Annotated in this window: 19 protein-coding genes; 12 read left to right on the top strand and 7 right to left on the bottom strand. The window is 62.2% G+C overall.

Annotated features, from left to right (window positions below; translation table 11 throughout):
- Positions 1 to 12 precede the first annotated feature (12 nt).
- The 7 genes from J2D75_RS03940 to J2D75_RS03910 all read left to right on the top strand — a co-directional run bounded on the left by J2D75_RS03940 (position 13) and on the right by J2D75_RS03910 (position 7,329).
- Positions 13 to 1,140 (top strand): glycosyltransferase, encoded by a 1,128-nt coding sequence (locus J2D75_RS03940; RefSeq protein ID WP_207853346.1) that lies wholly within the window; start codon positions 13 to 15, stop codon positions 1,138 to 1,140.
- A 22-nt stretch (positions 1,141 to 1,162) separates the two neighbouring features.
- On the top strand, positions 1,163 to 2,635 hold the full coding sequence (locus J2D75_RS03935) for an ArnT family glycosyltransferase (protein ID WP_207853075.1): 1,473 nt from the start codon (positions 1,163 to 1,165) through the stop codon (positions 2,633 to 2,635).
- A 117-nt stretch (positions 2,636 to 2,752) separates the two neighbouring features.
- A complete protein-coding gene (gshB, locus tag J2D75_RS03930; RefSeq protein ID WP_243428475.1) occupies positions 2,753 to 3,748 on the top strand; it encodes a glutathione synthase in 996 nt (331 codons plus the stop codon).
- Positions 3,749 to 3,981: 233 nt separating this feature from the next.
- Positions 3,982 to 4,668, top strand: coding sequence for a class I SAM-dependent methyltransferase (locus J2D75_RS03925; protein ID WP_207853342.1), 687 nt, complete (start codon positions 3,982 to 3,984; stop codon positions 4,666 to 4,668).
- A gap of 220 nt (positions 4,669 to 4,888) precedes the next feature.
- Complete coding sequence (locus J2D75_RS03920) at positions 4,889 to 6,205, top strand: cbb3-type cytochrome c oxidase subunit I (RefSeq protein ID WP_207853072.1); 1,317 nt, start codon at positions 4,889 to 4,891, stop codon at positions 6,203 to 6,205.
- Positions 6,202 to 7,167, top strand: a complete 966-nt coding sequence (locus tag J2D75_RS03915; RefSeq protein WP_207853071.1) for a heme o synthase — start codon at positions 6,202 to 6,204, stop codon at positions 7,165 to 7,167. Before J2D75_RS03920 ends, J2D75_RS03915 begins: the two co-directional genes overlap by 4 nt.
- 12 nt (positions 7,168 to 7,179) lie before the next feature.
- A complete protein-coding gene (locus tag J2D75_RS03910; protein WP_207853068.1) occupies positions 7,180 to 7,329 on the top strand; it encodes a hypothetical protein in 150 nt (49 codons plus the stop codon).
- Between the two features lie 102 nt (positions 7,330 to 7,431).
- On the opposite strand, the gene J2D75_RS03905 is transcribed toward J2D75_RS03910, so the two are convergent.
- The 6 genes from J2D75_RS03905 to J2D75_RS03880 all read right to left on the bottom strand — a co-directional run bounded on the left by J2D75_RS03905 (position 7,432) and on the right by J2D75_RS03880 (position 15,277).
- The gene (locus J2D75_RS03905; protein WP_207853340.1) at positions 7,432 to 8,349 is read right to left on the bottom strand and encodes a Tim44 domain-containing protein; all 918 of its coding nucleotides are present in this window, start codon (positions 8,347 to 8,349) and stop codon (positions 7,432 to 7,434) included.
- 60 nt (positions 8,350 to 8,409) lie between these two features.
- The gene (locus J2D75_RS03900) at positions 8,410 to 9,750 is read right to left on the bottom strand and encodes a TldD/PmbA family protein (RefSeq protein ID WP_207853067.1); all 1,341 of its coding nucleotides are present in this window, start codon (positions 9,748 to 9,750) and stop codon (positions 8,410 to 8,412) included.
- Positions 9,747 to 11,012 carry a M16 family metallopeptidase gene (locus tag J2D75_RS03895; RefSeq protein WP_207853064.1) on the bottom strand — a complete coding sequence of 422 codons (1,266 nt, stop codon included), beginning with the start codon at positions 11,010 to 11,012 and terminating at the stop codon, positions 9,747 to 9,749. Before J2D75_RS03895 ends, J2D75_RS03900 begins: the two co-directional genes overlap by 4 nt.
- A gap of 62 nt (positions 11,013 to 11,074) precedes the next feature.
- Positions 11,075 to 12,478 (bottom strand): threonine synthase, encoded by a 1,404-nt coding sequence (thrC, locus tag J2D75_RS03890; protein ID WP_207853062.1) that lies wholly within the window; start codon positions 12,476 to 12,478, stop codon positions 11,075 to 11,077.
- Positions 12,479 to 12,588: 110 nt separating this feature from the next.
- Complete coding sequence (locus tag J2D75_RS03885; protein WP_207853060.1) at positions 12,589 to 13,758, bottom strand: SMP-30/gluconolactonase/LRE family protein; 1,170 nt, start codon at positions 13,756 to 13,758, stop codon at positions 12,589 to 12,591.
- Positions 13,751 to 15,277: a carboxypeptidase M32 gene (locus tag J2D75_RS03880; RefSeq protein WP_207853338.1), complete on the bottom strand. Its 1,527-nt coding sequence runs from the start codon at positions 15,275 to 15,277 to the stop codon at positions 13,751 to 13,753. Before J2D75_RS03880 ends, J2D75_RS03885 begins: the two co-directional genes overlap by 8 nt.
- Positions 15,278 to 15,475: 198 nt before the next feature.
- On the opposite strand from J2D75_RS03880, the gene mutS reads away from it, so the two are divergent.
- Together mutS and J2D75_RS03870 are read left to right on the top strand one after the other, a co-directional pair.
- On the top strand, positions 15,476 to 18,136 hold the full coding sequence (gene mutS, locus J2D75_RS03875) for a DNA mismatch repair protein MutS (protein ID WP_207853058.1): 2,661 nt from the start codon (positions 15,476 to 15,478) through the stop codon (positions 18,134 to 18,136).
- Positions 18,137 to 18,165: 29 nt separating this feature from the next.
- Positions 18,166 to 21,117: a [protein-PII] uridylyltransferase gene (locus J2D75_RS03870; RefSeq protein WP_207853056.1), complete on the top strand. Its 2,952-nt coding sequence runs from the start codon at positions 18,166 to 18,168 to the stop codon at positions 21,115 to 21,117.
- Here J2D75_RS03870 and J2D75_RS03865 read toward each other — a convergent pair.
- On the bottom strand, positions 21,105 to 21,995 hold the full coding sequence (locus J2D75_RS03865) for an NUDIX hydrolase (protein ID WP_207853054.1): 891 nt from the start codon (positions 21,993 to 21,995) through the stop codon (positions 21,105 to 21,107). The genes J2D75_RS03870 and J2D75_RS03865 overlap by 13 nt on opposite strands.
- Before the next feature lie 164 nt (positions 21,996 to 22,159).
- Between J2D75_RS03865 and J2D75_RS03860 the strand changes: the two genes are divergently transcribed.
- The 3 genes from J2D75_RS03860 (at position 22,160) to rpmB (ending at position 24,746) form a co-directional block, all read left to right on the top strand.
- On the top strand, positions 22,160 to 23,977 hold the full coding sequence (locus J2D75_RS03860) for an ABCB family ABC transporter ATP-binding protein/permease (protein WP_207853053.1): 1,818 nt from the start codon (positions 22,160 to 22,162) through the stop codon (positions 23,975 to 23,977).
- Positions 23,978 to 24,025: 48 nt separating this feature from the next.
- Positions 24,026 to 24,322 (top strand): hypothetical protein, encoded by a 297-nt coding sequence (locus J2D75_RS03855; protein ID WP_207853051.1) that lies wholly within the window; start codon positions 24,026 to 24,028, stop codon positions 24,320 to 24,322.
- A gap of 118 nt (positions 24,323 to 24,440) precedes the next feature.
- Complete coding sequence (gene rpmB, locus J2D75_RS03850; RefSeq protein ID WP_207853049.1) at positions 24,441 to 24,746, top strand: 50S ribosomal protein L28; 306 nt, start codon at positions 24,441 to 24,443, stop codon at positions 24,744 to 24,746.
- The last annotated feature ends 165 nt before the right edge of the window (positions 24,747 to 24,911 follow it).

Here is a 24,911-nt window from a genome sequence, read left to right as displayed (position 1 = left end):
GTAGTGGATGATATGACTAGTGATGTGGTGCAGGGAGCCAGAGTGGCGGACGTGACAGGTGGGCCCGATGTCAGCATCATCGTGCCCTGTTATAATGAAAGCGCAAATGTTCGGCCGCTGGTGGACATGCTGCGCAAGGTTCTGGATGGCCGGAACTGGGAGGTCATTTTTGTTGATGACAACTCCCCCGATGGCACAAGTGATGTCGTGCGGGCTCTCGCGCAGGAAGACAGCCGCGTGCGCGGCCTGTGCCGTATTGGTCGCCGGGGTCTGTCCTCGGCTGTGATAGAAGGGGCGCTGTCGTCTTCCGCACAGATTGTGGCGGTTATGGATGGTGATCTCCAGCATGATGAAAGCCGCCTGCCTGCTTTGATTGATGCCGTTGCGGGCGGTGGGTGCGATCTCGCCGTTGGCAGCCGCCATGTTGAAGGTGGCAGCAATCAGGGGCTGGCCAACGCCTGGCGGCATGCCCTGTCCGATGGTGGTATCTGGCTTGCACAGCGGTTTATGCCGGTGCGGCTGACAGACCCCATGAGCGGATTTTTCGCTATCAGGCAGGACAGGTTCCAGCAGATCGCGCCGTTTTTGGCTGCGACTGGCTTCAAAATCCTGCTTGATCTGGTTCTGTCCTCGCCCAAACCACTGAAAGTGCAGGAAGTGCCCTGCGGTTTCCGCGCGCGCGTTGCGGGGGAGAGCAAGCTGGATGTGCTGGTCATGCTCCAGTTTGGTGCCCTGCTGGTGGATAAGCTCTGCCACGGCCTGGTGCCGCTGCGCTTTATTGCATTCTGCGGGGTGGGGCTTGCGGGTGTGCTCACCAATCTGGTGATCATGCGGCTGGCTCTGCTGGGCGGTGCCGATTTCGGGCTTGCACAGGGTATCGGCACCGTTGTGGCCATGATTGTTAATTTCTTCCTCGACAACACCGTCACCTATCGTGACCGGCGGCTCAAGGGTGCGCGGATTGCGCGGGGCCTGCTGCTGTTCATGCTTGTGTGCTCGGTGGGTGCCATTGCCAATATCGGCATTGCCCGCATGCTTTATGATCAGGGGCATATGATTACGGAGGCCAGCGTGGCCGGGGCCATTATGGCGGCGGTGTGGAATTACGCCATGTCTTCCACAATCGTCTGGAGACCGTAACCTGTTGGGGGCGGGGGAGCGTATGGGCCGCGGTGGATGGTTGACCGTACTGGCGCTCCTGACGCTCTTCCGGCTGGCGGTTGCGGCCAGTGTGCCGCTTACACCTGACGAAGCGTATTACAGGCTCTGGGCGCTCGCCCCTGCCGCCGGGTATTTTGATCACCCCCCCATGGTGGCGCTGTGGATCAGGTTCGGCCTGCTGGTGGTGGGGGATACCCCCCTTGGCCTGCGGGTAATGGGGCCACTTTCGGCCGCTCTTGGTTCCGTTCTGCTTGCCCATGTTGGTGCGCTATGGCTGCGCCGCCCAGATGGCCAGCCAGACTGGCGGGCCGGAACCCGCGTGGCGCTGCTGCTCAATGCTACGCTCGCAATCGGGCTTGGTGCGATTATCATGACGCCCGATACGCCACTGATTTTTTTTGTAGCCCTGCTGCTCTGGAGTCTGGGTGGGCTTTGCATGGGCGGTGCGTCATGGCTCTGGCTGGTGGCCGGGCTGGCGGCGGGGCTTGGTTTTGACAGCAAATATTCCATGGTGCTGCCCGTTGCCGGCGTGGGGTTGTGGCTGGTCGGCAGCCCGGCAGGTCGGGTCTGGCTGCGCAAGCCGTGGCCGTGGCTGGGGGCGATTGTCGGGTGCGTGTGTGTGCTCCCTGTCATCTGGTGGAACGCGCAGCACGCATGGGGTGGTTTAACCCGACAGGGCGGGCGGGTGCTGGACTGGCAACCAGCGCGGGCGCCGGTGTTTCTGTCCGAGTTGCTGGGCGGGCAGGTGGGGCTGGCCTCGGGGCTGGTGTTTGTCCTGTTTGTGGGGGGCTGCGTGCATTTGTGGCGCCGGCGCGATGGTTTTTCCGCGCTGCTGCTGTGCATGATCCTGTGTCCGCTGGCTGTGTTTTTCCAGCATGCGCTTGGTGCGCGGGTGCAGGCCAACTGGCCCGTGCTGGTGTATCCCGCTTGTGCATTGGCGGCGGGGGTGTGGTGCCCCCGGTGGTGGAAAGGAGCTGTCTGGCTTGGTGGTGTCCTTACTGTCGTGGTCATGGTGCAGGCAACCTTCGCGCCCCTACGCCTGCCCGTGCGTACGGATGTAACTCTGAGGCAGATGGGGGGATGGAGCACACTGGCTCAGGCCATGCAGGCGCATATGGCCAGTGAGGCTGCGGGCGTGGCTCCCGTTCTGATAACCGAAAACTATGGTCTGGCGGGTGAGCTAGCGTTTTACACGCGTGATATTGAGGTTGTGGCGGTCGAACCGCGCTGGCGTCTGTTTGATTTTCCGCGTCCGGCCTGTGGCCTGCGGGGTATGCTGCTGCGTTCTGCGCAGGATAAAGGTGCCCCCAATCCAAGTGTGTTTGAGGTTCTGGGAGACCCCGGCCAGCCCGTGGCGCGTGCGCGCCGGGGTATGGTGGCGGAATGGTATGTCCTGCAACCGGTAAGCCTGCGCTGTAAGCCCGGCGCTGCCTCTCTGGGAGAAGCGGCCAGCCTGCCGGTTCGTCGTTCATGAGGCGTGATCAGACCGGGGGAATAGGCATGCAGGCCGGGTGTGTTTGCGTGTTGGTGGTAAAACGGGCAGAATGTTGCCATATTTCGCGGCATCAGAAGAAACGGGAAGTGTAAGGATATGGGCTCGCATCGGCTTGTGGCGGTTCAGATGGATCCGCTGGAGCATATCAATATCGAGGGCGATTCCACATTCGCCCTGATGCTGGAGGCCCAGGCACGGGGGCACTCCCTGTTTGTCTATGATGTTAACAGCCTTGCTCTGGGTGAGGGCGTGGCGCAGCCGGGGCAGCACAGGCCCGCGCGGGTTAGCGCGCTTATGCGCCCTGTTACCGTCCGGCGCGAAAAGGGTAACCACGCAACCTTTGGCGAAGCCGTGCGGCGCTCTCTGGGTGAGGTGGATGTGGTGCTGATGCGTCAGGACCCCCCGTTCGACATGGCCTATATTACCGCAACCCATATGCTTGACCATGTGCATGGCACCGGGCCGGGGCAGGCGCTGGTGGTCAATGACCCGCGTTGGGTACGCGACTGCCCGGAAAAAATTCTGGTCACGCATTTCCCGGATCTGATGCCCCCTACGCTGGTGACATGGGATGTGGCGGAGATTCGCGCCTTCCGCGCTAAATGGCGCGACATCATTGTCAAACCTCTGTTCGGCAACGGTGGCAGCGGCGTGTTCCGTATCCGTGAGGATGACGGCAACCTTAACGCCCTGCTGGAAATGCACTTTGCCCGCTCGCGCGAACCGCTGATGATCCAGCGCTACGAACCAGCCGTTACTGCCGGTGACAAGCGTATCATTCTGGTGGATGGCGAGCCTGTTGGTGCGATCAACCGCGTGCCTTCGGGGGATGACCATCGCTCGAACATGCACGTAGGTGGGGTGGCGCGTCAGGTCGGGCTGACCGAGCGTGATCAGGAAATCTGCAAGGCCATCGGACCGTTCCTGAAAGAACATGGTCTGATTTTTGTGGGCATTGACGTTATCGGGCAGTATCTGACCGAAATCAACGTGACTTCCCCCACTGGTTTGCAGGAACTTGAGCGCTTTGATGGCGTGAATGGTGCAGCCCTTGTATGGGAGGCCATCGAGGGGCGTCTGGGCGGCAGTTGAGGGCATGCGTGGATGTTTTGCCCGTTCTGCTGGCAAAATATTTGGCGGAATGTCGAAAACCGGCGATAGTCCGGCTCAGGTAATGATACAAAGGCCCACGCCTTGAGCCAGAGCATGGTGCGGGCAGTAGTGCGGGGCGCAGGCCAGAGGCCGCGAACCGCAACGGGGAAGGAAGAGGCAGAGTGGCTCTTGAAGAAATAGTGGCGAACAGGCAGGCAGGGGAAGTACACGACATGCTGAACGGGTATCCCTCTGACGGGGAAGGCGCACCTGTTCCTCCTCCCTCGCGCTCAGCGCTTGATGCGGAAGCCGTCAAACTCGCCTATCGTCGCTGGGCCAATGTGTATGACGTGGCTTTCGGTGGCATTTCGCGCTTTGGCCGCCTGCGTGCGGTCGAAGCCGTAAACGGCCTGCCCGGCACGGATGTGCTTGAAGTGGGTGTGGGTACCGGTCTGGCTCTGCCGCATTATAAGGCCGACAAGGCCATTACCGGCATTGATCTTTCAAGCGACATGCTGGCCAAGGCGCGCGAACGCGTGCAGCGCGATAATCTTGCAACCGTGCGCGACCTGCTGGAAATGGATGCTGAAGCTACGCGCTTTGCAGATAATTCCTTCGATATTGCGGTGGCAATGTTCGTGGCCTCTGTTGTGCCGCATCCGCGCAAGCTGCTGTGCGAACTGAAAAGGGTTGTCCGTCCGGGCGGCTATATCCTGTTCGTAAACCACTTTCTGGCACCGGGTGGTGTGCGCGGTGCAGTTGAGCACGCCATGGCCCGTGCCTCGCGCTCGCTCGGCTGGCATCCTGATTTTGCTATGGAATCGCTGCTGCCTCCGAATGATCTCGCGCGCGCCTATATCCAGCCTGTCCCGCCAATGGGGCTGTTTACGCTGGTTACGCTCGAAAACCTGCCGGGCTGATACCCGCCCCCCCCCCCCCCCGGCTTGCGCCCTGTCTCGTTCCTTTTGCACACGCATATGTGCGTGTGCGGCGTGGCAGGGGCGTGATGGGCGCGGGGCTGAATGGCTCGTTCCATGCGGCGGAACACGCTAGAAAGAGCCGGATTGAAGGTTTCTCGTTTTTGAAACCGTAACGCGCCATCCTGCCATGCGCGTATGAAATGATGGAAACAGGAAGACCATGACCGTTGTCCATGCTCAGAACCCGCATGCCCAAGCCTACGGCTCCACCCGTTTTCTAACAGGTGTCGAGGCCGGACTTGGAGCTGGATGGCTGGCTCTGGCTGTGATTGCAGCACTGGTCGGCGGAGGGATTTCCGCTTTCGCGGGTATGGGTACGCTGGCTTCGGGGTCTGTCTGGGCAGGGCTGGAGCAGGCCCACCCGATCTTGATGCTGCTCTATGTCGTTGTGCCTGCCATGGTGTGCGGATTCGGTACCCTGTGGTTGCCCGGTGCGCTACAGCGGGCAGGTATGCTGGCCAATGGCCTGAACCTGTCCGGTCTGGGGCTGGTGACGGCGGGCATGGTGCTGACAGTGGGCGCGGCCCTGTCAGGTTCGGGTCTGCATGGAACCGGGGCGACTATCGCCACCCTGTTGTGGTGCGTAGGGACGCTGCTGGCGTGCATGGCGCTTCTGGTAACGATTTTTGACAGCCGGGCCGATAGCGCCGGGCGTTCCAGTTTTTCGCCTTTCGTGTGGGGGGAAATGCTGTCGGCTGCTGTGCTGCTGCTGGCGGTTCCGGTTTTTGCAGCCCATCTGGTACGGCAGGTGCTGACCTCTTTCGGTTTGTTCCCCGTTGCGACAACCGCAGGCGTGGAAACCTTTGCCGGGCCGATCGGGCTGGTGGTGCTGCTGGCCGGTTTTGGTGTCGTGTTTGAAATGAGTGCGCGTATCGGCCGCTTTTCCGAAAAACCGGTGGCTCTTGTCATGGCGGCTACGGCTGGTACTGGCCTTGTTGCGTGGGCCAAGGCTGATCTGGCATCCGGGGCTGAACAGGCCAGTGCGCTGCGGATCGGGGCTATTCTGCTCGCAGTCTGCACGTTTTCGGCTGTCAGCCTTGCCGGGCTATGGCTGGCCGGTACGTGGCGCAGCCGGGTATCGCCGCGTGTGCCGCTTTTGTGGGGCATGGGATTTCTGGTCGTGGTCTCGGCTGGCTGGGTGGCCCAGCTTGTGCAGGGGGCTGGCCTGCATTCCGCCCTCCAGCTTGGTGCGCTCTACGCTGTTTGTGGTGGCTTTTACCTGTGGCGTGGCCAGACCGGCGGGTTCTGGTACCCAAGGCGTCTGGCGCGGCTGCATTTTGTACTGACGGTTGTGGCCACGGCCCTCGTTTTTGTGCCCGGCCAGCAGGCGCTGGGCAGCGCGCTGTTCGGTCTGTCGGCGCTGTGTTTCCTTCTGGCCGCGGGGCTTGGCCTGCGTTACGGCTCTGTGGAGCAGATGGGTGCTACCATGCTGGTTCCGGTTCAGTCCGGTGAGACCAGCAAGGGAGAGCGGGCATGAGCGAAGCAGCACTGACGGATAAACCCGCCCGCCGGGTGCGTTTTGAAACGGCGCGTGTTGGCACGCAGGCGCGTGACTGGCTGATGCTGCTTAAGCCCCGCGTTATCTCTCTCGTGGTATTTACGGGTGCCGCGGGCATGATCATGGCACCGGGCCATCTCAACCCGTTTGTCGCGGCAGTGAGCATTTTCTGCATCTGTCTGGCCTCGGGGGCGGCAGGGGCCATCAATATGTGGTTTGACCGCGATATTGATGCCATCATGCAGCGCACCATTACCCGCCCTATTCCGGGGGGGCGCATTCCGCAGGACGAAGCTCTGGCCTATGGTATCGGGCTGTCCTGCCTGTCTGTCTGCCTGATGTGGATTGCCACCAACACTCTGGCGGCGGGCATTCTGGCGTTTTCCATCTTTTTCTATGCCGTCATCTATACGATGTGGCTCAAGCGTTCGACACCGCAGAACATCGTGATTGGTGGGGCTGCGGGAGCTTTCCCCCCCATGATCGGCTGGGCTGCGGCTACGGGCCATATGGCGGTTATGCCGGTGGTCATGTTCGGGATCGTGTTTTTCTGGACACCGCCGCATTTCTGGTCGCTGTCGCTTTATGCCTGCAAGGACTACGGGCGCGCAGGGATTCCCATGCTGCCGGTTGTGCGGGGAGGGCGGCATACGCGCTGGCAGATTTTTGGCTACACGCTGGTATTGCTGGCGGTTTCTCTTGTGCCATCGGTGCTTGGGCTGAGCGGCTGGCTTTATACGGTTACGGCGCTTGTGCTGGGGCTGGGCTTTATCGCCTGTGCCGTGCGGGTGCTGCTGGAACCGCAGGATGCCACGGGTGTCAGCCTTGCGGGCGACAAGGCTGCACGGATTTCGTTCCGGTTTTCACTCGCATATCTTTTCTTCCTGTTTTGCGGCCTGCTGGCGGATCATATCCTGCGCGGCTGGAACTGGATTGGGTAAGGGAGCAGCACCATGAGCGATACCGATGCGACAACGGCTGTGAGCGCACAGGCTGAGCTGGCGGAAACACAACGCAGGCAGACACAGCGCGTGAGAAGCATGCTGGCTTTCATGCTGGTTCTGGCAAGCGTGATGTTTGGGCTAGGCCTGCTCCACGCCTGATAGGAGACGCGCTGTGCGCTGTTTATAGGCCAGCGGTGAGCGGGTACATAAAAAAGGCCGGAGAGCAGTGTGCTCCCCGGCCTTTTCTGTTGGTTGACCGCCTTAGCGGGTTTGCTGAATAGCGGAAAGCAGCCAGCGGCCCCCCCGTGCGGGGCGGACAAAAGTCCAGAGTTCCGTAATGGTGACAGGATCGGTCGAACTGCCGTCTATCACTTGCCCCATAGCATTCGTGGTCAGGTCGATCAGGCTGTAGCGCATGGCGACCGTGGCGTAGTTCATACCGTTTTCAGACCATGCCTCGGACAGATCCCCCTGAAGAAAGCGAACATCAGAGACAACGTTCCGCGCACCCTGGCTGGCGAGTGTGGCCAGCTGTTCGTTGAAGTAGGAGACCATCTCTGGTGTGGCCATCTGCTGCATGGCCGAGATGTTCTGCTGGTTCCATGCGGTCTGGATATCCAGCAGGGTCTGCTGGAAGGCCTGATAATCCGCAGGCATGATCTGCACCGGTGTGCTGGCGGGCTGAGGCTGTGCGCCAAAGGGAGGTGATGCCGGGCCAGACGCCCCTTGCGCGCCCATACCCATACGGTTGCCTGCGCCGGAAAAGCGGCGCACAAGCCACATAACCACCATCACAACCAGCCCGATCTGGATCAGCAGCCCAAGGAAGCTGAACAGACCGCCCACCCCGCCCATGAAGCCATGGCCAGAGAGCAGGCCAAAAAGCCCGGCTCCAAGGAAACCACCAGCAAACCCGGTCAGGAACGGATGGCGGTTCTGGTAAGGCATGCCCTGCCGTGCGAAGGGCGCTGCACCCATGGCACCGTAACCGGGGGTAGAGGGCGCCATGCGCGGCGCGATGGAGCGTTCCATCGGCGCAGCCTCATAGGGGGATGTGCTGGTTCTGGGCGGTGCGCTCCATGTCCGGCTGCCCCGGCTCCCCATGGAGCCACCGCTGCCTGCCCGTGCATCGGCATGGGAGGCAAGGGGACCGATGGCAAGGCTCGCGGTCATGACCATGGCCAGTGCGGAGGATAAAAAACGAACGCTCACAGATCAGATACTCTCAGGCAAAAAAGGTCAGGCCCCTGCGGTATTCAGGGTCTCGACCCTTAATGTGGGGGCGTCGGTGCCAAAACGGAAGGCCAGATCGTTCGCCAGTGTCATGGAGGCAAAGATTTCCAGCAGATTACCGGCAAGGGTGAACTCAGCCACAGGCTCGGCAATCTGTCCGTCCCGGATCATGAAGCCTGATGCACCCCGGCTGTAATCGCCTGTCAGGCCATTGATGGAAGACCCCATCATTTCGGTGATGTACAGCCCTTCCTTGATGTCGGCCATGAGTTCGGTCGGGCTGAGGGTGCCGGGTTCGAAAAACAGGTTGGTGGCCCCCGGTGAGGGTGGGCCGGAGGTGCCACGGCCTGCACGCGCGTTGGTTTCCAGCCCGAGCTGGCGTGCGCTGCGGCTGTCCAGCAACCATGAAGACAGCACACCATCGCGCACAAGACTGAGCGGGGCCATGCGCAGGCCCTCCCCATCGAAGGGGCGCGAGCGCAGGCCCTTGATGCGGGTAGGGTCGTCCGTAATGCTGATTTCGCTGGAGAATAGCGCCTGATCCATCCTGTCCTTGAGGAAGGATGTGCCGCGTGCAATGGCCGTGCCGTTAATCGCCCCGGCAAAATGGTTGAGAAAACTGCCCGCCACCCGGGGGTGGAATACAACGGGCGTGCGGCCTGTGCGCGGGCGGGTCGGGTTCAGGCGCGCGACAGCTTTCTGCCCTGCATTGCGGCCGAGTTCGGCGGCATCTGTCAGATCGTGCAGCCAGAGCGTGGCGTGATGATCGTAATCGCGCTGCATGCTCTCGCCGCTGCCCGCCAGAACGCAAACAGAGTTGGCGTGGCTGCTGCGGGCATACTGGCCGGAAAACCCACCTGTTGTCGCAAAACTGACCTGCGTGCGCCCGCATGAAGCGCTGGCGCCAGCGCTGTTCGTTACCCCGGTAATGGCCAAGGCTGCATCCTCGCCCAGACGGGCGCGTTCCAGCAGGGTGGCGGTATCCGGTTCGGCGGGGTCGTTCAGCTGCAGGGCATTATCAGTGCAGGGGGTTGTCATGGCCTGAGAGGCCAGCCCTGCGTAGCGGTCATCAGGCAGAACACGGGCCATAGCCATGGCCTGCGCCGCCAGTTGTCCGAAACGGGCAGGCTCTACGGTGGAGGTAGAGACAATGGCGCTCTTGCAGCCGATAAAAACCCTGAGCCCCATATCCGTGGTTTCGGAGCGTTCGAGTTCTTCGGTCACACCGTTTCGTACGCCAGCGCCTACGGAAAGGCTGCTGACATGCACGGCCTCGGCCGCATCCGCCCCGGCCTGTCTGGCATGGCGCAGCAGGTCGGAAAGCAGGGACAGGGTCTGGGCCGTCATGCTGCCAGATTCTCCGTAATGCTCTGGAGGGAAGGAATGTGACCAATGGGGCCAAGGGCTGCCAGTGTGGGTGTTCCGGCAAAAATCCGGGCTGCCGCAGCGCGGATGTCATCCGTGGTGACAGCTTCGATCCGGCGCACGGTTTCCTGTGTGGGGATGATGCGTCCAAAAATCTGGAGCTGGCGGGCAATCTGTTCACACCGGCTGCCTGTGCTTTCGAGCGACATCAGCAGCGAGGCTTTGAGCTGAGCACGTGCGCGGGCCAGTTCATCATCCTGCACGTTCAGTTGCACCTTGCGCAGCTCGTCCAGTGTTACAGGAATGAGTTCCGCACATTCCTTTTCTCCGGTTCCGGCATAGATGCCAAACAGACCACCGTCGAGGAAAGGCGCGCTGAAGGAATAGACCGAATAGACCAGCCCGCGTTTTTCGCGGATTTCCTGAAACAGCCGTGAGGACATGCCCCCACCCAGCAGAGTGGAAAGCAGCATGGTGGCGTAGTAGTCCGCCCCCTGATACCCCGCGCAGGGGAAGCCCAGAAGCACATGTGCCTGATCCAGCTCACGGCTTTCGCGGTACTCACCCCCCAGATAGCGAGCGGGCGACACACTGGGGCGGGTGGCGTTTGGCAGGTCTGCAAAGTGCCGCTGCACCTGCTCCACCACCGCCTCGTGCTCCAGATTGCCAGCCGCGGCAACGATCACGTTATCGGGCGTGTAATGTGTGGCCATGTAGGACATGAGCGTTTCGCGGCTCATGTTACGGATCAGCTCTTCCGTGCCGAGGGTGGGGCGCCCCATAGGCTGACCGGGAAAGGCGGTTTCCTGAAAATGATCAAACACGATATCGTCGGGCGTATCGTTGGCCTGACCGATTTCCTGCAAGATCACACCGCGCTCACGTTCGAGTTCAGCCGCATCGAAGGTGGAGTGGGTCAGGATATCGCCAATGATGTCGATACCCAGATTCAGGTTTTCGCGGAGCAGCTTGACATAGAACACCGTCTGCTCGCGGGCGGTATAGGCATTGATATGCCCCCCCACGTTTTCGATTTCCTCGGCAATGCGCAGGGCGGAGCGGTTATGCGTGCCCTTGAAGGCCATATGCTCGAGAAAATGGGAGACACCGTTTTCCTCGGCGGTTTCGTTGCGTGTGCCAGCGGAAACATACGCACCGAAAGATACCGTTTCCACGTGCGCCATGCGCTCGGTGATAACGGTCAGGCCGGAGGGCAGGCGGGTCTGTCTGATGGGGTCTGTCATTCTCGTCCTGAAAAAAGGAAAGGCTGCCGGGCAGGCAGCCTGATGGGGTGGAGCGTTTGTTTTTAGTCGGTGTTGCCGCCAGCAAGGGCGGCGCGGACAGCGTCCTTGATGGCGTCCTGAGTGGCAGGCACGGTGCGGTAGCGCTCGCGGCGCTCGAACAGGTCGGCCATATGGGGCGGCAGGGCCGGGTGGATACCGGTTGCGGCCACCATGGCATCGGGGAACTTGGCCGGGTGCGCCGTGGCTTCCGCCACCATGGGAATGCCGGGCTGGCGGAAGCGCCTGCCCGCCTCAATGCCGATCACGCTATGCGGGTCTGCCAGATAGCCTGAACGCTGGTGAACGGAGCGGATCGCGGCTTCGGTCTGGGCATCATCCAGTGCCAGCCCGGAGAACAGGTCACGCGCACGCTCCCATGTTTCAGCCGGAATATCCATGTGTCCGCTGGCGCGGAAACCGGTCATGAGTTCGGCACAACGCTTTGCATCGCGGCCCAGCAGTTCGAACAGCAGGCGTTCGAAGTTGGAGGAGACCTGAATGTCCATGGAGGGCGAGAGGCTTGGCACCACACCCTTGATGGTCATGTCATTGGCGTTGAGGAAGCGCGTGAGAATATCGTTACGGTTCGAACCCACGCAGAGCTGGCGAATGGGCAGGCCCATGCGGCGTGCGGCCCATGCGGCCAGAATATTGCCGAAATTGCCGGTGGGCACAGCAAAAGAGACTTCGCGTTCGGGAGCGCCAAGGGCGAGGGCGGCATGCACGTAATAGGGAATCTGGGCAGCAATACGCGCCCAGTTGATGGAGTTGACGGCGGACAGGTTCATTTCCCGGCGGAAGGACATATCCGCGAACAGGGCTTTTACCAGATCCTGACAGTCATCAAACGTGCCTTCCACCGCAAGGTTGGTCACGTTGGGTTCCAGCACCGTGGTCATTTGCCGGCGCTGCACTTCGGAGGTGCGGCCCTTGGGGTGCAGAATGACAACGGACAGGCGTTCGCGCCCACGGCAGGCCTCGATAGCGGCCGAGCCCGTATCGCCCGAGGTCGCGGCCACAATGGTTACGCGCTCGTTGCGCTGGGTCAGCACATGCTCGAACAGGTGGCCCAGCACCTGCATGGCCATGTCTTTGAAGGCCAGCGTGGGGCCGTGGAACAGTTCCTGCACAAACAGCCCGTCATCCACCTGTGTCAGCGGCACCGTGGCGGGGTGGCTGAAACCGGCATAGGCGCGCTCGCACAGGGTTTTGAGCGTCTCGAAGCTGATGTCCGGCGCCGTAAAGGGGGCCATGACACGGGCTGCCAGTTCAGGGTAGGGCAGTCCGCGCAGGGCCTGCCAGTCGGAAAGGGAGAATTCCGGCCATGTTTCGGGCAGGTAAAGCCCGCCATCCTCGGCCAGGCCGGTGAGCAGCACATCGGAGAAGGAAAGGGCGGGGGCGTTCCCGCGGGTCGAAATGTAACGCATGGACGACAGTATATCCTGAATGGCGTGTGCCGCGAAGTGGCCTTGTGGAACATTCGTCCCGCACGCGCCGGTGCCGGGCGGGTGCAGGACGTATAAAAAAGGATCAGGGGTTAACGGGCGGGAGCCGTCGTGGGCAGGGTGAGCTGGTAGAGTGTTACGGGCCAGTTCATGGACGGTGCCCCGCCAAACGCGCCGCTGTGGTCAACCTGACTGGCCGTGACATAGAGGTGGCCTTTGCCATCAAGCCCCGGTGTGGTGGGCCAGCGCAGGCGTTCATCGGTTATCAGCCTGCGCGGAATGCGCCCGGTGGTGTAGCTCTGTATGCTGCCGGTGGTGAGGTCAGACCAGTAGAGCGTGCCATCGGCATCAATCACCAATCCGCCGAGGCTGGGTGTCTTGAACCACTGGGTAACGCTTTCTTCAAACGCCGCGGGGGTAATGTGCGGGTCGTTAAAAATGGCGGTATCAATGCGGGAGAGATACCCGCCCGGTGCCTGCACCACAATCCAGCTTCCATCCGGGCTGACCGCGATCATGCTGGAATCCACGGCTACCAGCCCGCCATCCGGGTGGTGTAGCGGGCCTTGCGGCGTCATGATGGGGCGTGTGGCGACCAGTGCGGGGTGCCGATCCAGAAAGCGGCGGGTTACACCCGTTTCCAGATCCACGACCAGAATGGCCCCCACGCCGGAATCCGGCACGTAGGCGGTATTGTCGTGTACGGCTACGCCTGAGAGAATGCTGCCCGGCTGAAGGGCATCGGCCTGAATGCGCACACTGCGCACCACCGCATTGCGGGCGGGGTCGATCTCGATCAGTCTGGGTGCGGCTTTGGCTGGTTGTTCGCGCTGGGGCACGCCGCTGTCCAGCACCCACAGGCTGCCTTGCGCGGTGCGCGTCAGACCTGCTGCGGCTATGAGCGGGCCGGTGCTATCAGGCTGAACACCCGTATCCTGCGTGGTGTCTGAGAGCGCCGCAGGCCAAGGCACTGTAGCCCCATCAGGTGTGTGGATATAGAGTTGCGGCCCGTGATTGCCGAGCCATGCCGGGGCTTCAAGCACCATCCGGCCATCGGGCAGGGGTAGCACGGTATCCCAGATATGGTCGGGCGATTGCAGGAAGGGCGTGAGCGCCTGTGGCCCCAGCTCAGAGTCCTTTGGCATGTGCAGTGCCCAAGCCTGCGGGCTGAGGACAAGGCATGCCAGCGCCGTGGCAAGAACGCCCAGCCGCCGGGGGGCGGGGCGTTTGAAAAAGCGGCGACAGGGGGCTGTATCAGGCATTGGGGGCACGATCCACGTAACGGGTGCGAAGGTGGGTGAGATAGGCATCCGCATCCAGCGGCGCACCTGTGGCTTCCAGCACGATCTGTCTGAGCGGTGCGCTGCTGCCGCGTCCATGCACATGCGTGCGCAGCCATTCGAGAAGGGGTGCGAAGTCACCCTGTTCAATAGCGGGCAGGATGGCAGGCTCCTGCGTGCAGGCGGCCTGACGGAGCTGGGCCGCAGTCATGGCCCCCAATGCGTAGCAGGGGAAATAGCCAAATAGCCCGGCGGGCCAGTGAATATCCTGTAGGCAACCCTGCCGGTCATCAGGCACGCGCAGGCCCAGCAGGGTGTGTATGCGCTCGTTGAAGGCGGCTGGCAGGTCTTTCAGCGCCAGATCGCCCGAAACCAGTGCTTTTTCCAGCTCATAGCGCGCCAGAATATGAGCCGGGTAGGTGACTTCATCAGCATCGACACGGATAAAGCCCGGCTCCACATGTGTGAGCTGGCGGTGCAGCGCCTGTGCATCCCATCCCGGTGCGTTGTCCGCTACGCCGAAGGCCGCACGCAGGCGCGGGGCCAGCCAGCGGGTAAAGGGGGCTGAACGGCAGAACTGCATCTCCATGATAAGCGACTGGCTTTCATGGAGTGTCATGCCGCCGGACTGCCCTACTGGCTGCGAAATCCACGCATCGGGCAGGCCCATTTCATACAGGGCGTGGCCTGTTTCATGCAGGATTCCCATCATGGCGGGAATGAAATCATCCTCGCGGTAGCGGGTGGTCAGGCGCACATCATGTGTGGCCCCCCCGCAGAACGGGTGCAGGCTGACATCCAGCCGTCCGCGCGTGGTGTCAAAGCCCATGCGCTGCATCAGTTCGCGACCAAGTGCTTCCTGCCGGGGCAGGGAGAAGGGGCCTTGTGGCGCTCTGGTGGTGGGCAGGGCGGCCTGTGTTTCCAGTGCGGCGGCGGTCAGGGCGGGCAGTTCGGCCCGCAGGCGGGTAAAGAGCGGGTCTATGTCCGCCTGACGCGTGCCGGGGTCGAAGGAATCGAGCAGCGCATCATAAGGGCTGAGACCGCAGGCCTCACCTGTGGCGGCAGCGATGGCGCGTGTCAGGTTCAGCACTTCGGTCAGGGCGGGTAGCAGGGCTTTGAAGTCGCTGTTCTGGCGGGCATCGCGCCATGCGATTTCGCACAGGGTTGTGGCCTGCGCGTGGGCTTCCACCAGATCCTGCGGCAGGGCGGTGGCGCGCGTGTGCTGGCGGCGCATGGCTGTCAGGTTGGCGCGCTGCCAGTCCGTTTCGGCTGATGCCGCGCGTGCTGGCGCGGCCTCGGCCTGATCCAGCAGGTCAGCCATGATGGGGGCGGTCAGGATTTCATGGCGCAGCCCTTCGAGCATGGCCAGATTTTCCGACCGGCGCTCCGCAGCGCCCGAAGGCATCATGACTTCCTTGTCCCACCCCAGAAGGCCAATGGCGTCCTGTAGGGAGGCAATACGGGCGAAATGGCGCTCAAGCGCGAGATAGGCCGTGTTCATGGCACGCATGGTACAGCATCCGCCGCCCGGACGGAATGTCCTGCGTGGCGGAATTTTCCCGCGTGCGCTGCGTTGCGGCAATGAGCGTGCGGCATGGGCGCGTTGGGCGTGGGCGTAAAAGGCAGGGTGTCGCGTATAATGCGGGGTAGAGGCCGTAAAGCCGGTTGCCCCGTCCGGCGGCTCTTCTATGATACGGGTATGACACGACTTTCCTCCGAAGGGGCCACGCCCGCTATGGCGCAGTGGTTCACGCTCAAGGCCGAAAACCCCGAAGCCCTGCTGTTTTTCCGCATGGGTGATTTTTACGAACTGTTTTTTGATGATGCGGTTACCGCCGCGTCAGCCCTTGATATTGCCCTGACAGCGCGCGGCACCCATGGCGGAGAGCCCATTTCCATGTGTGGGGTGCCGGTTGCGGCGGCTCCGGCCTATCTTGCGCGGCTGATCCGGCGCGGCTTTCGCGTGGCCGTGGCCGAGCAGACGGAAACGCCCGTTAAAGGTCGCCCATCCAAAGGCCCCTTGGCGCGTGCGGTGGTGCGGCTGGTCACGCCCGGCACCCTGACCGAGGACGAGTTGCTGGAGCCGGGGCGTTCGAATCTGTTGTTGGTGCTGACAGCCGGAGCCGGACGGAGCCGCAAGGCGAAAGAGCATGAAACACTGGGGGCTGCGTGGATTGATGTTTCTACTGGCGTGTTCGAAACGGCCAGCCTGAATATCAGCGGATTGCCCGCTCTGTTGGGGCGGCTTGATGCCGCTGAAATTCTTGCGCCTGCAACACTTGATCTGGCGGATTTCAATAGCCGCCGCGCACCCGATATGGTCGCGCCATCAGCCGAGGCCGCGCGGGAGCGCCTGGCGTCGGCTTTTGGCGTGGCCAGCATGGATGCGTTCGGCACGTTCTCGGACGAGGAAAGTACGGCGGCCGCTACGGCGGTCGAGTATGTGCGCCGCACGCAGGCGGGGCGCCTGCCGCGTCTGGCCCGCCCGGTCACGCAGAATGAAAGCGGTATTCTGGGCATAGACCCCGCCACCCGTGCGAGTCTCGACCTGCTGCGCGCGCGTGATGGCGGTACCGATCACACGCTGTTTGCCGCGATTAACCGCACTGCCAGCGCCGCAGGTGCGCGATTGCTGGCCGAATGGCTGGCAGCCCCCCTGACGCAGCCTGCCCGGATTGCCGCGCGGCAGGAGGCATGGGGCTGGCTGCGTGAACAGCCCATCAGCCGCGAAGGACTGCGCGCAGCCCTGAAAAAAGCCCCTGACATTGCACGTGCGCTTGGGCGTCTGTCGGTTGGGCGGGGCCAGCCACGCGATCTGGCGGCGGTGCGCGATGGTATTCAGGCCGCACGCGAGGCCGGTGGTGCGCTGCATCGGATAGGCGACCTGCCGCGCGAGTTGGCGCGTGTCTGTGCGTTTCTGTCGGTCGCCGGAGGGCTGGAGGCGCAGTTGGGGCGCGCGCTGGCCGAAAACCTGCCCGCCAGACTGGATGATGGCGGGGTGATCGCGCCGGGTTACGATGCGGAACTGGATGAACACCGCACCCTGCGCGATGATTCGCGCCGCCTGATTGCCGCCATGCAGGCTGAATATGCGACCCGTTACGGTGTTACGACCCTCAAGATCCGCCATCACGCCCAGCTTGGTTACGTCATGGAAGTGCCAGTGGCGGCCAGTGCGCGCCTCAAGGACAGGGCTGAACTGGTGTTGCGGCAGGGTACGGCCAGTAATGCGCGTTTTGTTACGGAAGAGCTGGCTACTCTCAATACACGGATAACCGAAGCCGCCGAGCAGGCCGCCCGCCGTGAGCGTGCGGTGTTTGGTGCACTGGTGGACGTTATTCTGGCAGAGGCCGATCTGCCGCCGCTGGCGCAGGCGTTGGCGGAGCTGGATGTGTTTCAGTCCTGTGCAACGCTGGCGGCGGGTGGGGCGTGGTGTACGCCGCAGGTTACGGACGATACGGCTTTTGTCCTTGAGGGAGGCCGACACCCTGTGGTGGAGGCCGCCTTGCCCGCAGGCACACGCTTTACGCCTAATGACTGCCGCCTGCCGCCCGAGCAGCGCGTCATGTTGCTGACAGGCCCTAATATGGCCGGTAAATCTACGTTCCTGCGCCAGACGGCGCTGGCGGTTATTCTGGCGCAGGCGGGTTTTCCCGTTGCCGCGGAGCGGGCCTGTCTGGGGGTGGTGGACCAGCTCTTCTCGCGTGTGGGGGCTTCGGACGATCTGGCACGGGGCCGCTCGACCTTTATGGTGGAAATGACCGAAACCGCCGCCATTCTCAATCAGGCCGGACCACGCTCTTTGGTGGTGGTGGATGAAATCGGCCGTGGCACCGCAACGCTGGACGGCCTGGCCATTGCATGGGGTGTGCTGGAGGCGCTGCACTCAACCGTGCGCTGCCGAACCATTTTTGCAACGCATTTCCATGAGCTGGCGCGGCTGGTTGATACCCTGCCGCGTCTGAGCCTGCACACCATGGGCGTGCGGGAGTGGCGTGGGCAGATTGTGTTCCTGCATGAGGTGCTGCCGGGCACAGCCAAAAAAAGCTGGGGTGTGCATGTTGCGCGTCTGGCAGGGGTGCCTGTTCCGGTTGTGGAACGGGCGGCACGGTTGCTCAAAGAACTGGAGCGTGCTGAAAATACAATACCCGAGCCGCTTCCCCTTTTCGACACGCAGAAGACATTACCCCATCCGCCTGAAAATACGTTAAGAAAACGAATAATGGATACCGACCCCGACAGCCTGACCCCGCGCGATGCTCTGGAGCTTGTGTATGACCTGCGCAGGGAAGCCGAGCGGACGCACTCTCAGGCCATGGGCGATCATGGACAGTCCAGCCCTGAAACCGACAGTTTCTAGACCCCTACAGGAACCGAACCCGAAGCCCGATGTCCACTTCTTCCGCACACGCTGCCTCTGGGCAGCAGCCTGACATGGCCGTACTGGCGGCCTTGACGCCAGAAGCCCTTGCCGCGTGTCTGACCCGTGAGCTCAGAGACGCCGCGCGAGAAGAAGCGGTCATTCCCGAGCGGGAAGAGGCCGTGGCGATTTTCCGCCGCTATCTGGGCCGCTATCAGGCCGATATCCGCAACCGTTTTGAGCGGTATGAACTCAAGGGCGCCGCAGCAGCCAAAATGATTGCATCCTTCACGGATGTCATGCTGCGCGCCATTGTGGATCTGGCCATGCGCGCGACTGAACTGGTGGGGCCAGCAAGCCCCGCGGGTGGGCTGTCGGGCTTTTCCATGGCGGCTACGGGCGGTTACGGGCGCGGTCTGCTGGCGCCGTTCAGCGATATTGATCTGCTATTCCTGATTGCGGATGATGCTGGCGAGCGCGTGCATCCGCTGATCGAATACATACTGTATTTCCTGTGGGATCTAGGGGTTAAGGTCGGCCACGCAACCCGCACGGTCAATGAGTGCATTACCGAGGCTGCGGCGGATACCACCGTGCGCACAGCCCTGCTTGATGCCCGCCTGCTGGCCGGGGATACGGCGCTGTTCGCCATGTTCGAGGCCCGCTATATCCTTGCCTGTGTTGAGGCCGGTGTCGGTGGCTTCATTCAGGACAAGCGGCGCGAGCGGCTGGAACGGCACCGCCGTTTTGGCGACAGCCCCTATCTGGTGGAGCCCAACATCAAGGAAGGGCGTGGCGGGCTGCGTGACCTGCAAACCCTGTACTGGATGTGCCGCAACACCTTTGGCACGCGTCATGTCAAGGATCTGCTGGCCCCAGAGTTTATCTGGATGGGCCTGCTGACAGAACAGGAAGCCGCCCGCGCCCGCCGGTCGTGGGACTTCCTGTGGACGGTGCGCCTGCACCTGCACTACGTGGCGGGCCGCGCGGAAGAACGTCTGACCTTTGATACCCAGCCCGTTATCGGGGCGCGGATGGGCTATACCCGTCATGGTCGCCAGAATGGTGTCGAGCGCTTCATGCGGCACTACTTCCTGACCGCGCGTGAAGTCATGCGTCTGACCCATGTGCTGGAACCCGCCGTGCTGCGGCAGGCACAGGGGCCGGTGGCTCATGCCGCCAAGCCTGATGAGGCCATGCGTGAAGCCGGGTTTACCCTGCTTGACGGCCAGATCCTGCCTGATAGGGGCGTGTCGTTCGACCGTGAACCTATCAAGATGATGCAGATTCTGGATTGGGCGCGCCTGCGCCGCCGGGCGCTGCATCCTCTGGCCCGGCATGAGCTGATCCGCTGGGAACGCCGGGCGACCACCCTGCGCGACAACCCTGAAGCCGCGCGGATTTTCCTAGACCTCCTCTGTGGCGAAATCCCAGCTGAGGAGCAGCGGCCCCGCCGCCGCCTGCTGGCCGCGCCGCCGCCGCCTTCTGCCGCGGAAGAGGCCGGGTATGCTGTCTCCTATGGCAATCATCCGCCATCCGGGCATTCACACTGGCTGCATATTCTCAACGAAACCGGTATCTTCGGGCGGCTTATCCCCGACTGGGCGCGCATTGTCGGGCAGATGCAGTTCGATACCTATCATGTCTTTACGGTGGACGAGCACACGATCGAGGCTGTCCGCATTATGGACGAGGTTGTGGCCGGGCGCATGGCGGACGAAATCCCCATTGCCTACGAGCTGGTCAAGGGGCTGAACTCGCGCCGGGCCCTGTATATGTCCGTGCTGCTGCACGATGTGGCCAAGGGTCGGGGTGGGGATCATTCTGAAATCGGGGCGGAAATCGCCGCTGATCTCTGCCCGCGTCTTGGCATGTCGGGGGAGGAGACGGAAACGGTCTCGTGGTTGGTGCTACACCACCTCCTGCTCAGCCATACGGCTTTCCAGCGCGATATAGACGACCCCAAGACCATTCTGGATGTGGCCGATATCGTGCAGTCGCCCGAACGCCTGCGCCTGCTGCTGCTGCTGACCATTGTGGATATGCGTGCGGTCAGCAACAAGGTGTGGAACGCTTGGAAGGCCACCCTGCTGCGCGAGTTGTATGTGCGCGTGGCCGAAGTGCTGGCGGGCGGTCTGTCCACCACCGAACGCGATGTGCGTGTGCGCCACGCCAAAGACATTGCGGCGGAAGTGCTGACCGAGGATGGTCTTTCCCGTCAGGAAATTGATCGCTTTCTGGGGCTGGGTTACGCGGGCTACTGGCTGTCGTTCGATTACGAGACGCATCGCCGCCATGCCCGTCTGGTGCGCGAGGCCGATGCCGCCGATGCCCCGCTGACGGTCGATGTGCTGCCGCTGCCCGCGCGTGGGGTGACGGAAGTAACCGTCTATACCGTGGACGTGCCGGGCCTGTTCTCCAAAATTGCCGGAGCACTGGCGCTTGCCGGAGCCTCCATTGTCGATGCCCGTATTCATACCATGACGCACGGCATGGCGCTCGATACGTTCTGGATTCAGGATACATCCGGGCAGGCCTATGAGGAGGCGCATCGTCTGGCGCGTCTTTCAGCGCTGATCCATCAGGGGCTGAGTGGCGAGCTGGATATCGAGGCTGAAATTGCGCGTGCGGGCTTTGGCCACATGCCGCTGCGTATGCGGGCCATCCATGTGCCGCCGCGCGTGGTGGTCGATAACGGTGCGTCCAATACCTATACTGTTATTGAGGTCAACGGACGCGACCGGCCCGGCCTGCTGCATGATGTGACAGAGGCCATGAACAAGGAAAGCCTTCAGATCGCCTCGGCGCACATCACCACGTACGGCGTGCGGGCGGTGGACGTGTTCTACGTCAAGGATCTGTTCGGCCTCAAGATTACCGACAAGAAGCGGCTTGAGGAAATCCGTGAGCGTCTGCTCGCCGGGTTGAAGGAAGCCGAGGCCGAAGCCTCGGCGCAGGCAGCGGCGCGTTACTCTGCCTGATTCTCGGTGCCGGTCCGGGCTGCATGGCCCGGGCTGGCGCTGGACAGGCCGTATTTCAGCCCAGCACGGAGCTGGCGGCCTTCGCTGCTGTCAGGGTCGATCAGTCCGTGGCGCAGGAACAGGTCAATCAGCACCAGATTGACGTTAAACTTGAACTCATCCGTATCGCGCACGATGCGGAAGGCTTCCTCAACCGGCATGAGCGTGAAGGATTCAACCTCTCCATCCGCTGCGATGGGGGTGAAATCAGTCGGCAGATACAGATCATAACAATACAGAACGTCACGCCGCAGTCCTTCGGGGCGGTCGAGTGCGTAAACGATCCTGCCGGTTTTCTGTGCGGTTGCGATCAGGGCTGAGGGGATGCTGGCTTCTTCCGCCGCTTCCTTGGTCAGGGCTTCGTCCGGGGTGTGTCCGGCGGGGATTCCGCCTGCCACCAGATGGTCGAGCTTGGCCGGGTCAAGCCGTTTGTTCGCGGCACGCCGCCCTGTCCACAGGTGCAGGCCGGAGGGCATGTGGACAAGGCCATTCATATGCACACCGGCAGCAACCAGACCAAAAAGCGGCAGGGCGCCACGGTCTATGCGGGCAATGGTGGGGCAATCCACATTGGTTGCGACATCAAACAGCTCATGATGGGAGGTGTAAAACCCCTCAGATGCAAGCTGCTCGCCCAGTTGTTCGAGTGTGGCAGGTTCAGGCAGGTTGAAGCCATCCTGTGCGGAACCAAGGCCCGCCTGTGTCAGGCGTTCGAACAGGGCAGGGGTAATCCACCCTGCAGCCACGCCCGCAAGACTGAACGGCGCACGTGTGGCGGCGGGGTTGGCTGTGTTGCATTCTTGCAGATGTCTTAAAAAGGGAGAGGGATTGGAAAACATGAAAAATCCTGTTGTCCCGCATGGTGGCCGGGTGTGGCGGATAGGCAGGGTGGTGCGCCGGAGCGGCGTACAGGGTGCTGAAAGACCCTGTTATCCGGTGTGACGCGCGATGTGGCAAGGCTTTGGGGGCTTGCAAAAAAGCGCTGGCATGTCACATCCACAGAATGTCTCGTTCGCGTCGTGCGGTGTCCGGGCCGCTTCAGAAACCCGCCTCCCTTACCTATGCCCGCCTTCTGCCCTATCTGTGGCCGAGAGGTGATCTTGCCCTGCGCGGGCGGGTTGTGCTTGTGCTGCTTGTCATGCTGGCGGGAGAACTGGTCACGTTATGCGTGCCACTGGTTTACAGCCGTGTGGTGGATCGCTTCGTGCATCCGGCCAATCTTGCTATGGCGCCAGCAGCCCTTATTGTCGGGTATGGTCTTGTCCGGCTGTTATCAGCGGCGCTGACCAACCTGCGTGATGCCCTGTTTGCTCCTGTGCGGTTCCGTGTGGCGCGGCAGGCGGCGTATCGCAGTTTCCAGCATATGCATGCCCTGTCGCTACGGTTCCATCTGGACAGGCGCACAGGCGTTGTGACCCGCGCCATAGAGCGCGGCACCGAGGCGGTGGAAACGCTGCTGCGCATGCTCATGTCCATCTCCCCCACCATTTTGCAGTCTGTTCTGGTGCTGGCGGTTATCGGGCACCTGTTCAGCGGGTGGTATGTGGTGCTGGTGGCGGTCATGATTGTTGCCTACATCCTGTTTACGGTGCGGTTTACAACGTGGCGTCTGGGTGTGCGCCGCAAGATGAACGAAACCAATAGCGAAGCCACCGGCAAGGCGCTGGACAGCCTGCTGAACTATGAAACGGTCAAGTATTTTGGCAACGAACTGCATGAGGCCCGGCGTTATGACAGTGCGCAGGCGCGGTATGAAAAGGCCGCGCTGACAACGCAGTATTCGCTCGGCCTGCTCAATTTCGGGCAGGCGGCCATTGTGGCTATTTCACTGGCCGCCATCATGCTGCTGGGCGGGCGTGATGTGCAGGCGGGGCAGATTACGGTGGGTGAGTTTGTCATGCTCAACACCTATCTGCTCCAACTTTACGGGCCGCTGAATTTTCTGGGGTCGGTTTATTCGGGCATTCGCACCGCGCTGGTCGATCTGGAACACATGATGGGGCTGGTGGACGAAACCGTGGAGGTTGCAGACCCCGCCCAGCCGCTGCCTATGGCCACGCGCCTGTCGGATGCTGGCCCGGCGGAGGTGGAGTTCCGCGCTGTGCGTTTTGGCTACAGGCCCGAGCGGGAAATCCTGCATGGGGTCAGTTTTGTGGCGGCGCCGGGCAGCAAGCTGGCCATTGTGGGAACCACGGGGGCAGGCAAGTCCACCATCAGCCGGCTGCTGTTCCGCTTTTACGATGTGTCATCGGGCAGTGTGCGGCTGGATGGGCATGATGTGCGGGATTACCGGCAGGCTGACCTCAGAGCCGCTATAGGGGTGGTGCCTCAGGATACGGTGCTGTTCAACGATACCATAGGCTACAACATCGCCTACGGGCGTCTGGGGGCCACACAGGAGGAGGTCGAGCAGGCGGCGCGGCTTGCCCAGATCCACGATTTCATCCTCTCCCTGCCCGAAGGCTATGCCACGGCGGTGGGAGAGCGCGGGCTTAAGCTATCGGGGGGTGAAAAGCAGCGTGTGGCCATTGCCCGGACGATTTTGAAAGACCCACGCGTTCTTGTGCTTGACGAGGCTACAAGCGCGTTGGACACACATACCGAGCAGGAAATTCAGGCTGCCCTGAAAACCGTCTCTGCCCGCCGTACCACGCTCGTCATTGCCCATCGTCTGTCCACCATTGTGGACGCGGATGAAATTCTGGTGATGGAACATGGCCGCGTGGTGGAGCGTGGCACGCATGAGGCGCTGCTCGCTGCGCAGGGGCGTTACGCAGGGATGTGGGCCGCCCAGGCTGGCGAAGCAGTCGCGGAAGGCTGAAAGAAGAAGCCCGCCCCGAATCCGGGTGGGGTAGAGGAGTGAAAAAATATGGCGGATACTTCATCGCAGGATACGGCAGCACCTCCCCATCAGGCGGATGTTCCCGAAGATCTGGCGCGTTGCGCCATGGTGATCGAGCATGCCATCGACCATCTGAAGCAGGAAAAATATCCGCCACTGGCGGTGGCCTCGGCCCTTCTGGGCGGTGCGCTGGGTGTTCTGGCACGCAGTGTGGACAAAGAGACCGTCCTGCGTATCCTCGACTCTGCCGCCAGCAGCGTGCGCTCGGGCGATGTTCATGCTTCCGTAAAGGCGGAAGATGGCCACGAAAGCGAGAAAGCCTGAGGTAAACCCTTGACTGGAAGCGATGGCTAAGTCATAAGCCGCGCCAATCCCGAATGTGGTCGCCGGGTTCTGTCTCGGCCCTCTGTTCCTTTATTTTTGTTAAGACAAGGATGAGACAATGTCCCGTCGTTGCCAGATCACCGGCAAGGGCGTGCTGACCGGAAACAACGTCAGTCATGCCAACAACAAGACCCGCCGCCGCTTCCTGCCCAACCTGCAGGATGCCTCCCTCATGTCCGAAACGCTCGGTTCTTCCGTGCGTATGCGCGTGACGGCACGTGGCCTGCGTACCATCGAGCACAATGGTGGGCTTGATGCCTTCCTGCTCGGCACGGCCAACCGCAAGCTGCCGACCGAAGCTCTGGTGATCAAGCGTCGCCTGCAGCGCGCTCAGGCCAAGAAACAGGCCGCTGCTGGCGCCTGATTTCAGGGGTTTTGCCGTGTTCGGGCCGGGCTGCGCCCCTGATTGGGGTGCGTCCGGCCCGTGCGGTTCAGGTGCCTGGCGTCATGTCAGGTGTTTTCATGTTTCTCGGCCGGTGTCCGTCAGCCGGAATGCCTGAAGGCTTGGCCTAGGGCGATATCCGCGGTG

It is taken from the genome of Acetobacter suratthaniensis, from assembly GCF_017377745.1.
Classification (GTDB): domain Bacteria; phylum Pseudomonadota; class Alphaproteobacteria; order Acetobacterales; family Acetobacteraceae; genus Acetobacter; species Acetobacter suratthaniensis.
This window is presented reverse-complemented; position numbering and strand designations above follow the sequence as displayed.

Excerpts from the sequence above, each read along its gene's own strand:
- J2D75_RS03940 (WP_207853346.1), top strand. The coding sequence starts at position 13 with ATGACTAGTGATGTGGTGCAGGGAGCCAGAGTGGCGGACGTGACAGGT.
- J2D75_RS03935 (WP_207853075.1), top strand. The coding sequence starts at position 1,163 with ATGGGCCGCGGTGGATGGTTGACCGTACTGGCGCTCCTGACGCTCTTC.
- gshB (WP_243428475.1), top strand. The coding sequence starts at position 2,753 with ATGGGCTCGCATCGGCTTGTGGCGGTTCAGATGGATCCGCTGGAGCAT.
- J2D75_RS03925 (WP_207853342.1), top strand. The coding sequence starts at position 3,982 with ATGCTGAACGGGTATCCCTCTGACGGGGAAGGCGCACCTGTTCCTCCT.
- J2D75_RS03920 (WP_207853072.1), top strand. The coding sequence starts at position 4,889 with ATGACCGTTGTCCATGCTCAGAACCCGCATGCCCAAGCCTACGGCTCC.
- J2D75_RS03915 (WP_207853071.1), top strand. The coding sequence starts at position 6,202 with ATGAGCGAAGCAGCACTGACGGATAAACCCGCCCGCCGGGTGCGTTTT.
- J2D75_RS03910 (WP_207853068.1), top strand. The coding sequence starts at position 7,180 with ATGAGCGATACCGATGCGACAACGGCTGTGAGCGCACAGGCTGAGCTG.
- J2D75_RS03905 (WP_207853340.1), bottom strand. The coding sequence starts at position 8,349 with ATGGTCATGACCGCGAGCCTTGCCATCGGTCCCCTTGCCTCCCATGCC.
- J2D75_RS03900 (WP_207853067.1), bottom strand. The coding sequence starts at position 9,750 with ATGACGGCCCAGACCCTGTCCCTGCTTTCCGACCTGCTGCGCCATGCC.
- J2D75_RS03895 (WP_207853064.1), bottom strand. The coding sequence starts at position 11,012 with ATGACAGACCCCATCAGACAGACCCGCCTGCCCTCCGGCCTGACCGTT.
- thrC (WP_207853062.1), bottom strand. The coding sequence starts at position 12,478 with ATGCGTTACATTTCGACCCGCGGGAACGCCCCCGCCCTTTCCTTCTCC.
- J2D75_RS03885 (WP_207853060.1), bottom strand. The coding sequence starts at position 13,758 with ATGCCTGATACAGCCCCCTGTCGCCGCTTTTTCAAACGCCCCGCCCCC.
- J2D75_RS03880 (WP_207853338.1), bottom strand. The coding sequence starts at position 15,277 with ATGAACACGGCCTATCTCGCGCTTGAGCGCCATTTCGCCCGTATTGCC.
- mutS (WP_207853058.1), top strand. The coding sequence starts at position 15,476 with ATGACACGACTTTCCTCCGAAGGGGCCACGCCCGCTATGGCGCAGTGG.
- J2D75_RS03870 (WP_207853056.1), top strand. The coding sequence starts at position 18,166 with ATGTCCACTTCTTCCGCACACGCTGCCTCTGGGCAGCAGCCTGACATG.
- J2D75_RS03865 (WP_207853054.1), bottom strand. The coding sequence starts at position 21,995 with ATGTTTTCCAATCCCTCTCCCTTTTTAAGACATCTGCAAGAATGCAAC.
- J2D75_RS03860 (WP_207853053.1), top strand. The coding sequence starts at position 22,160 with ATGTCTCGTTCGCGTCGTGCGGTGTCCGGGCCGCTTCAGAAACCCGCC.
- J2D75_RS03855 (WP_207853051.1), top strand. The coding sequence starts at position 24,026 with ATGGCGGATACTTCATCGCAGGATACGGCAGCACCTCCCCATCAGGCG.
- rpmB (WP_207853049.1), top strand. The coding sequence starts at position 24,441 with ATGTCCCGTCGTTGCCAGATCACCGGCAAGGGCGTGCTGACCGGAAAC.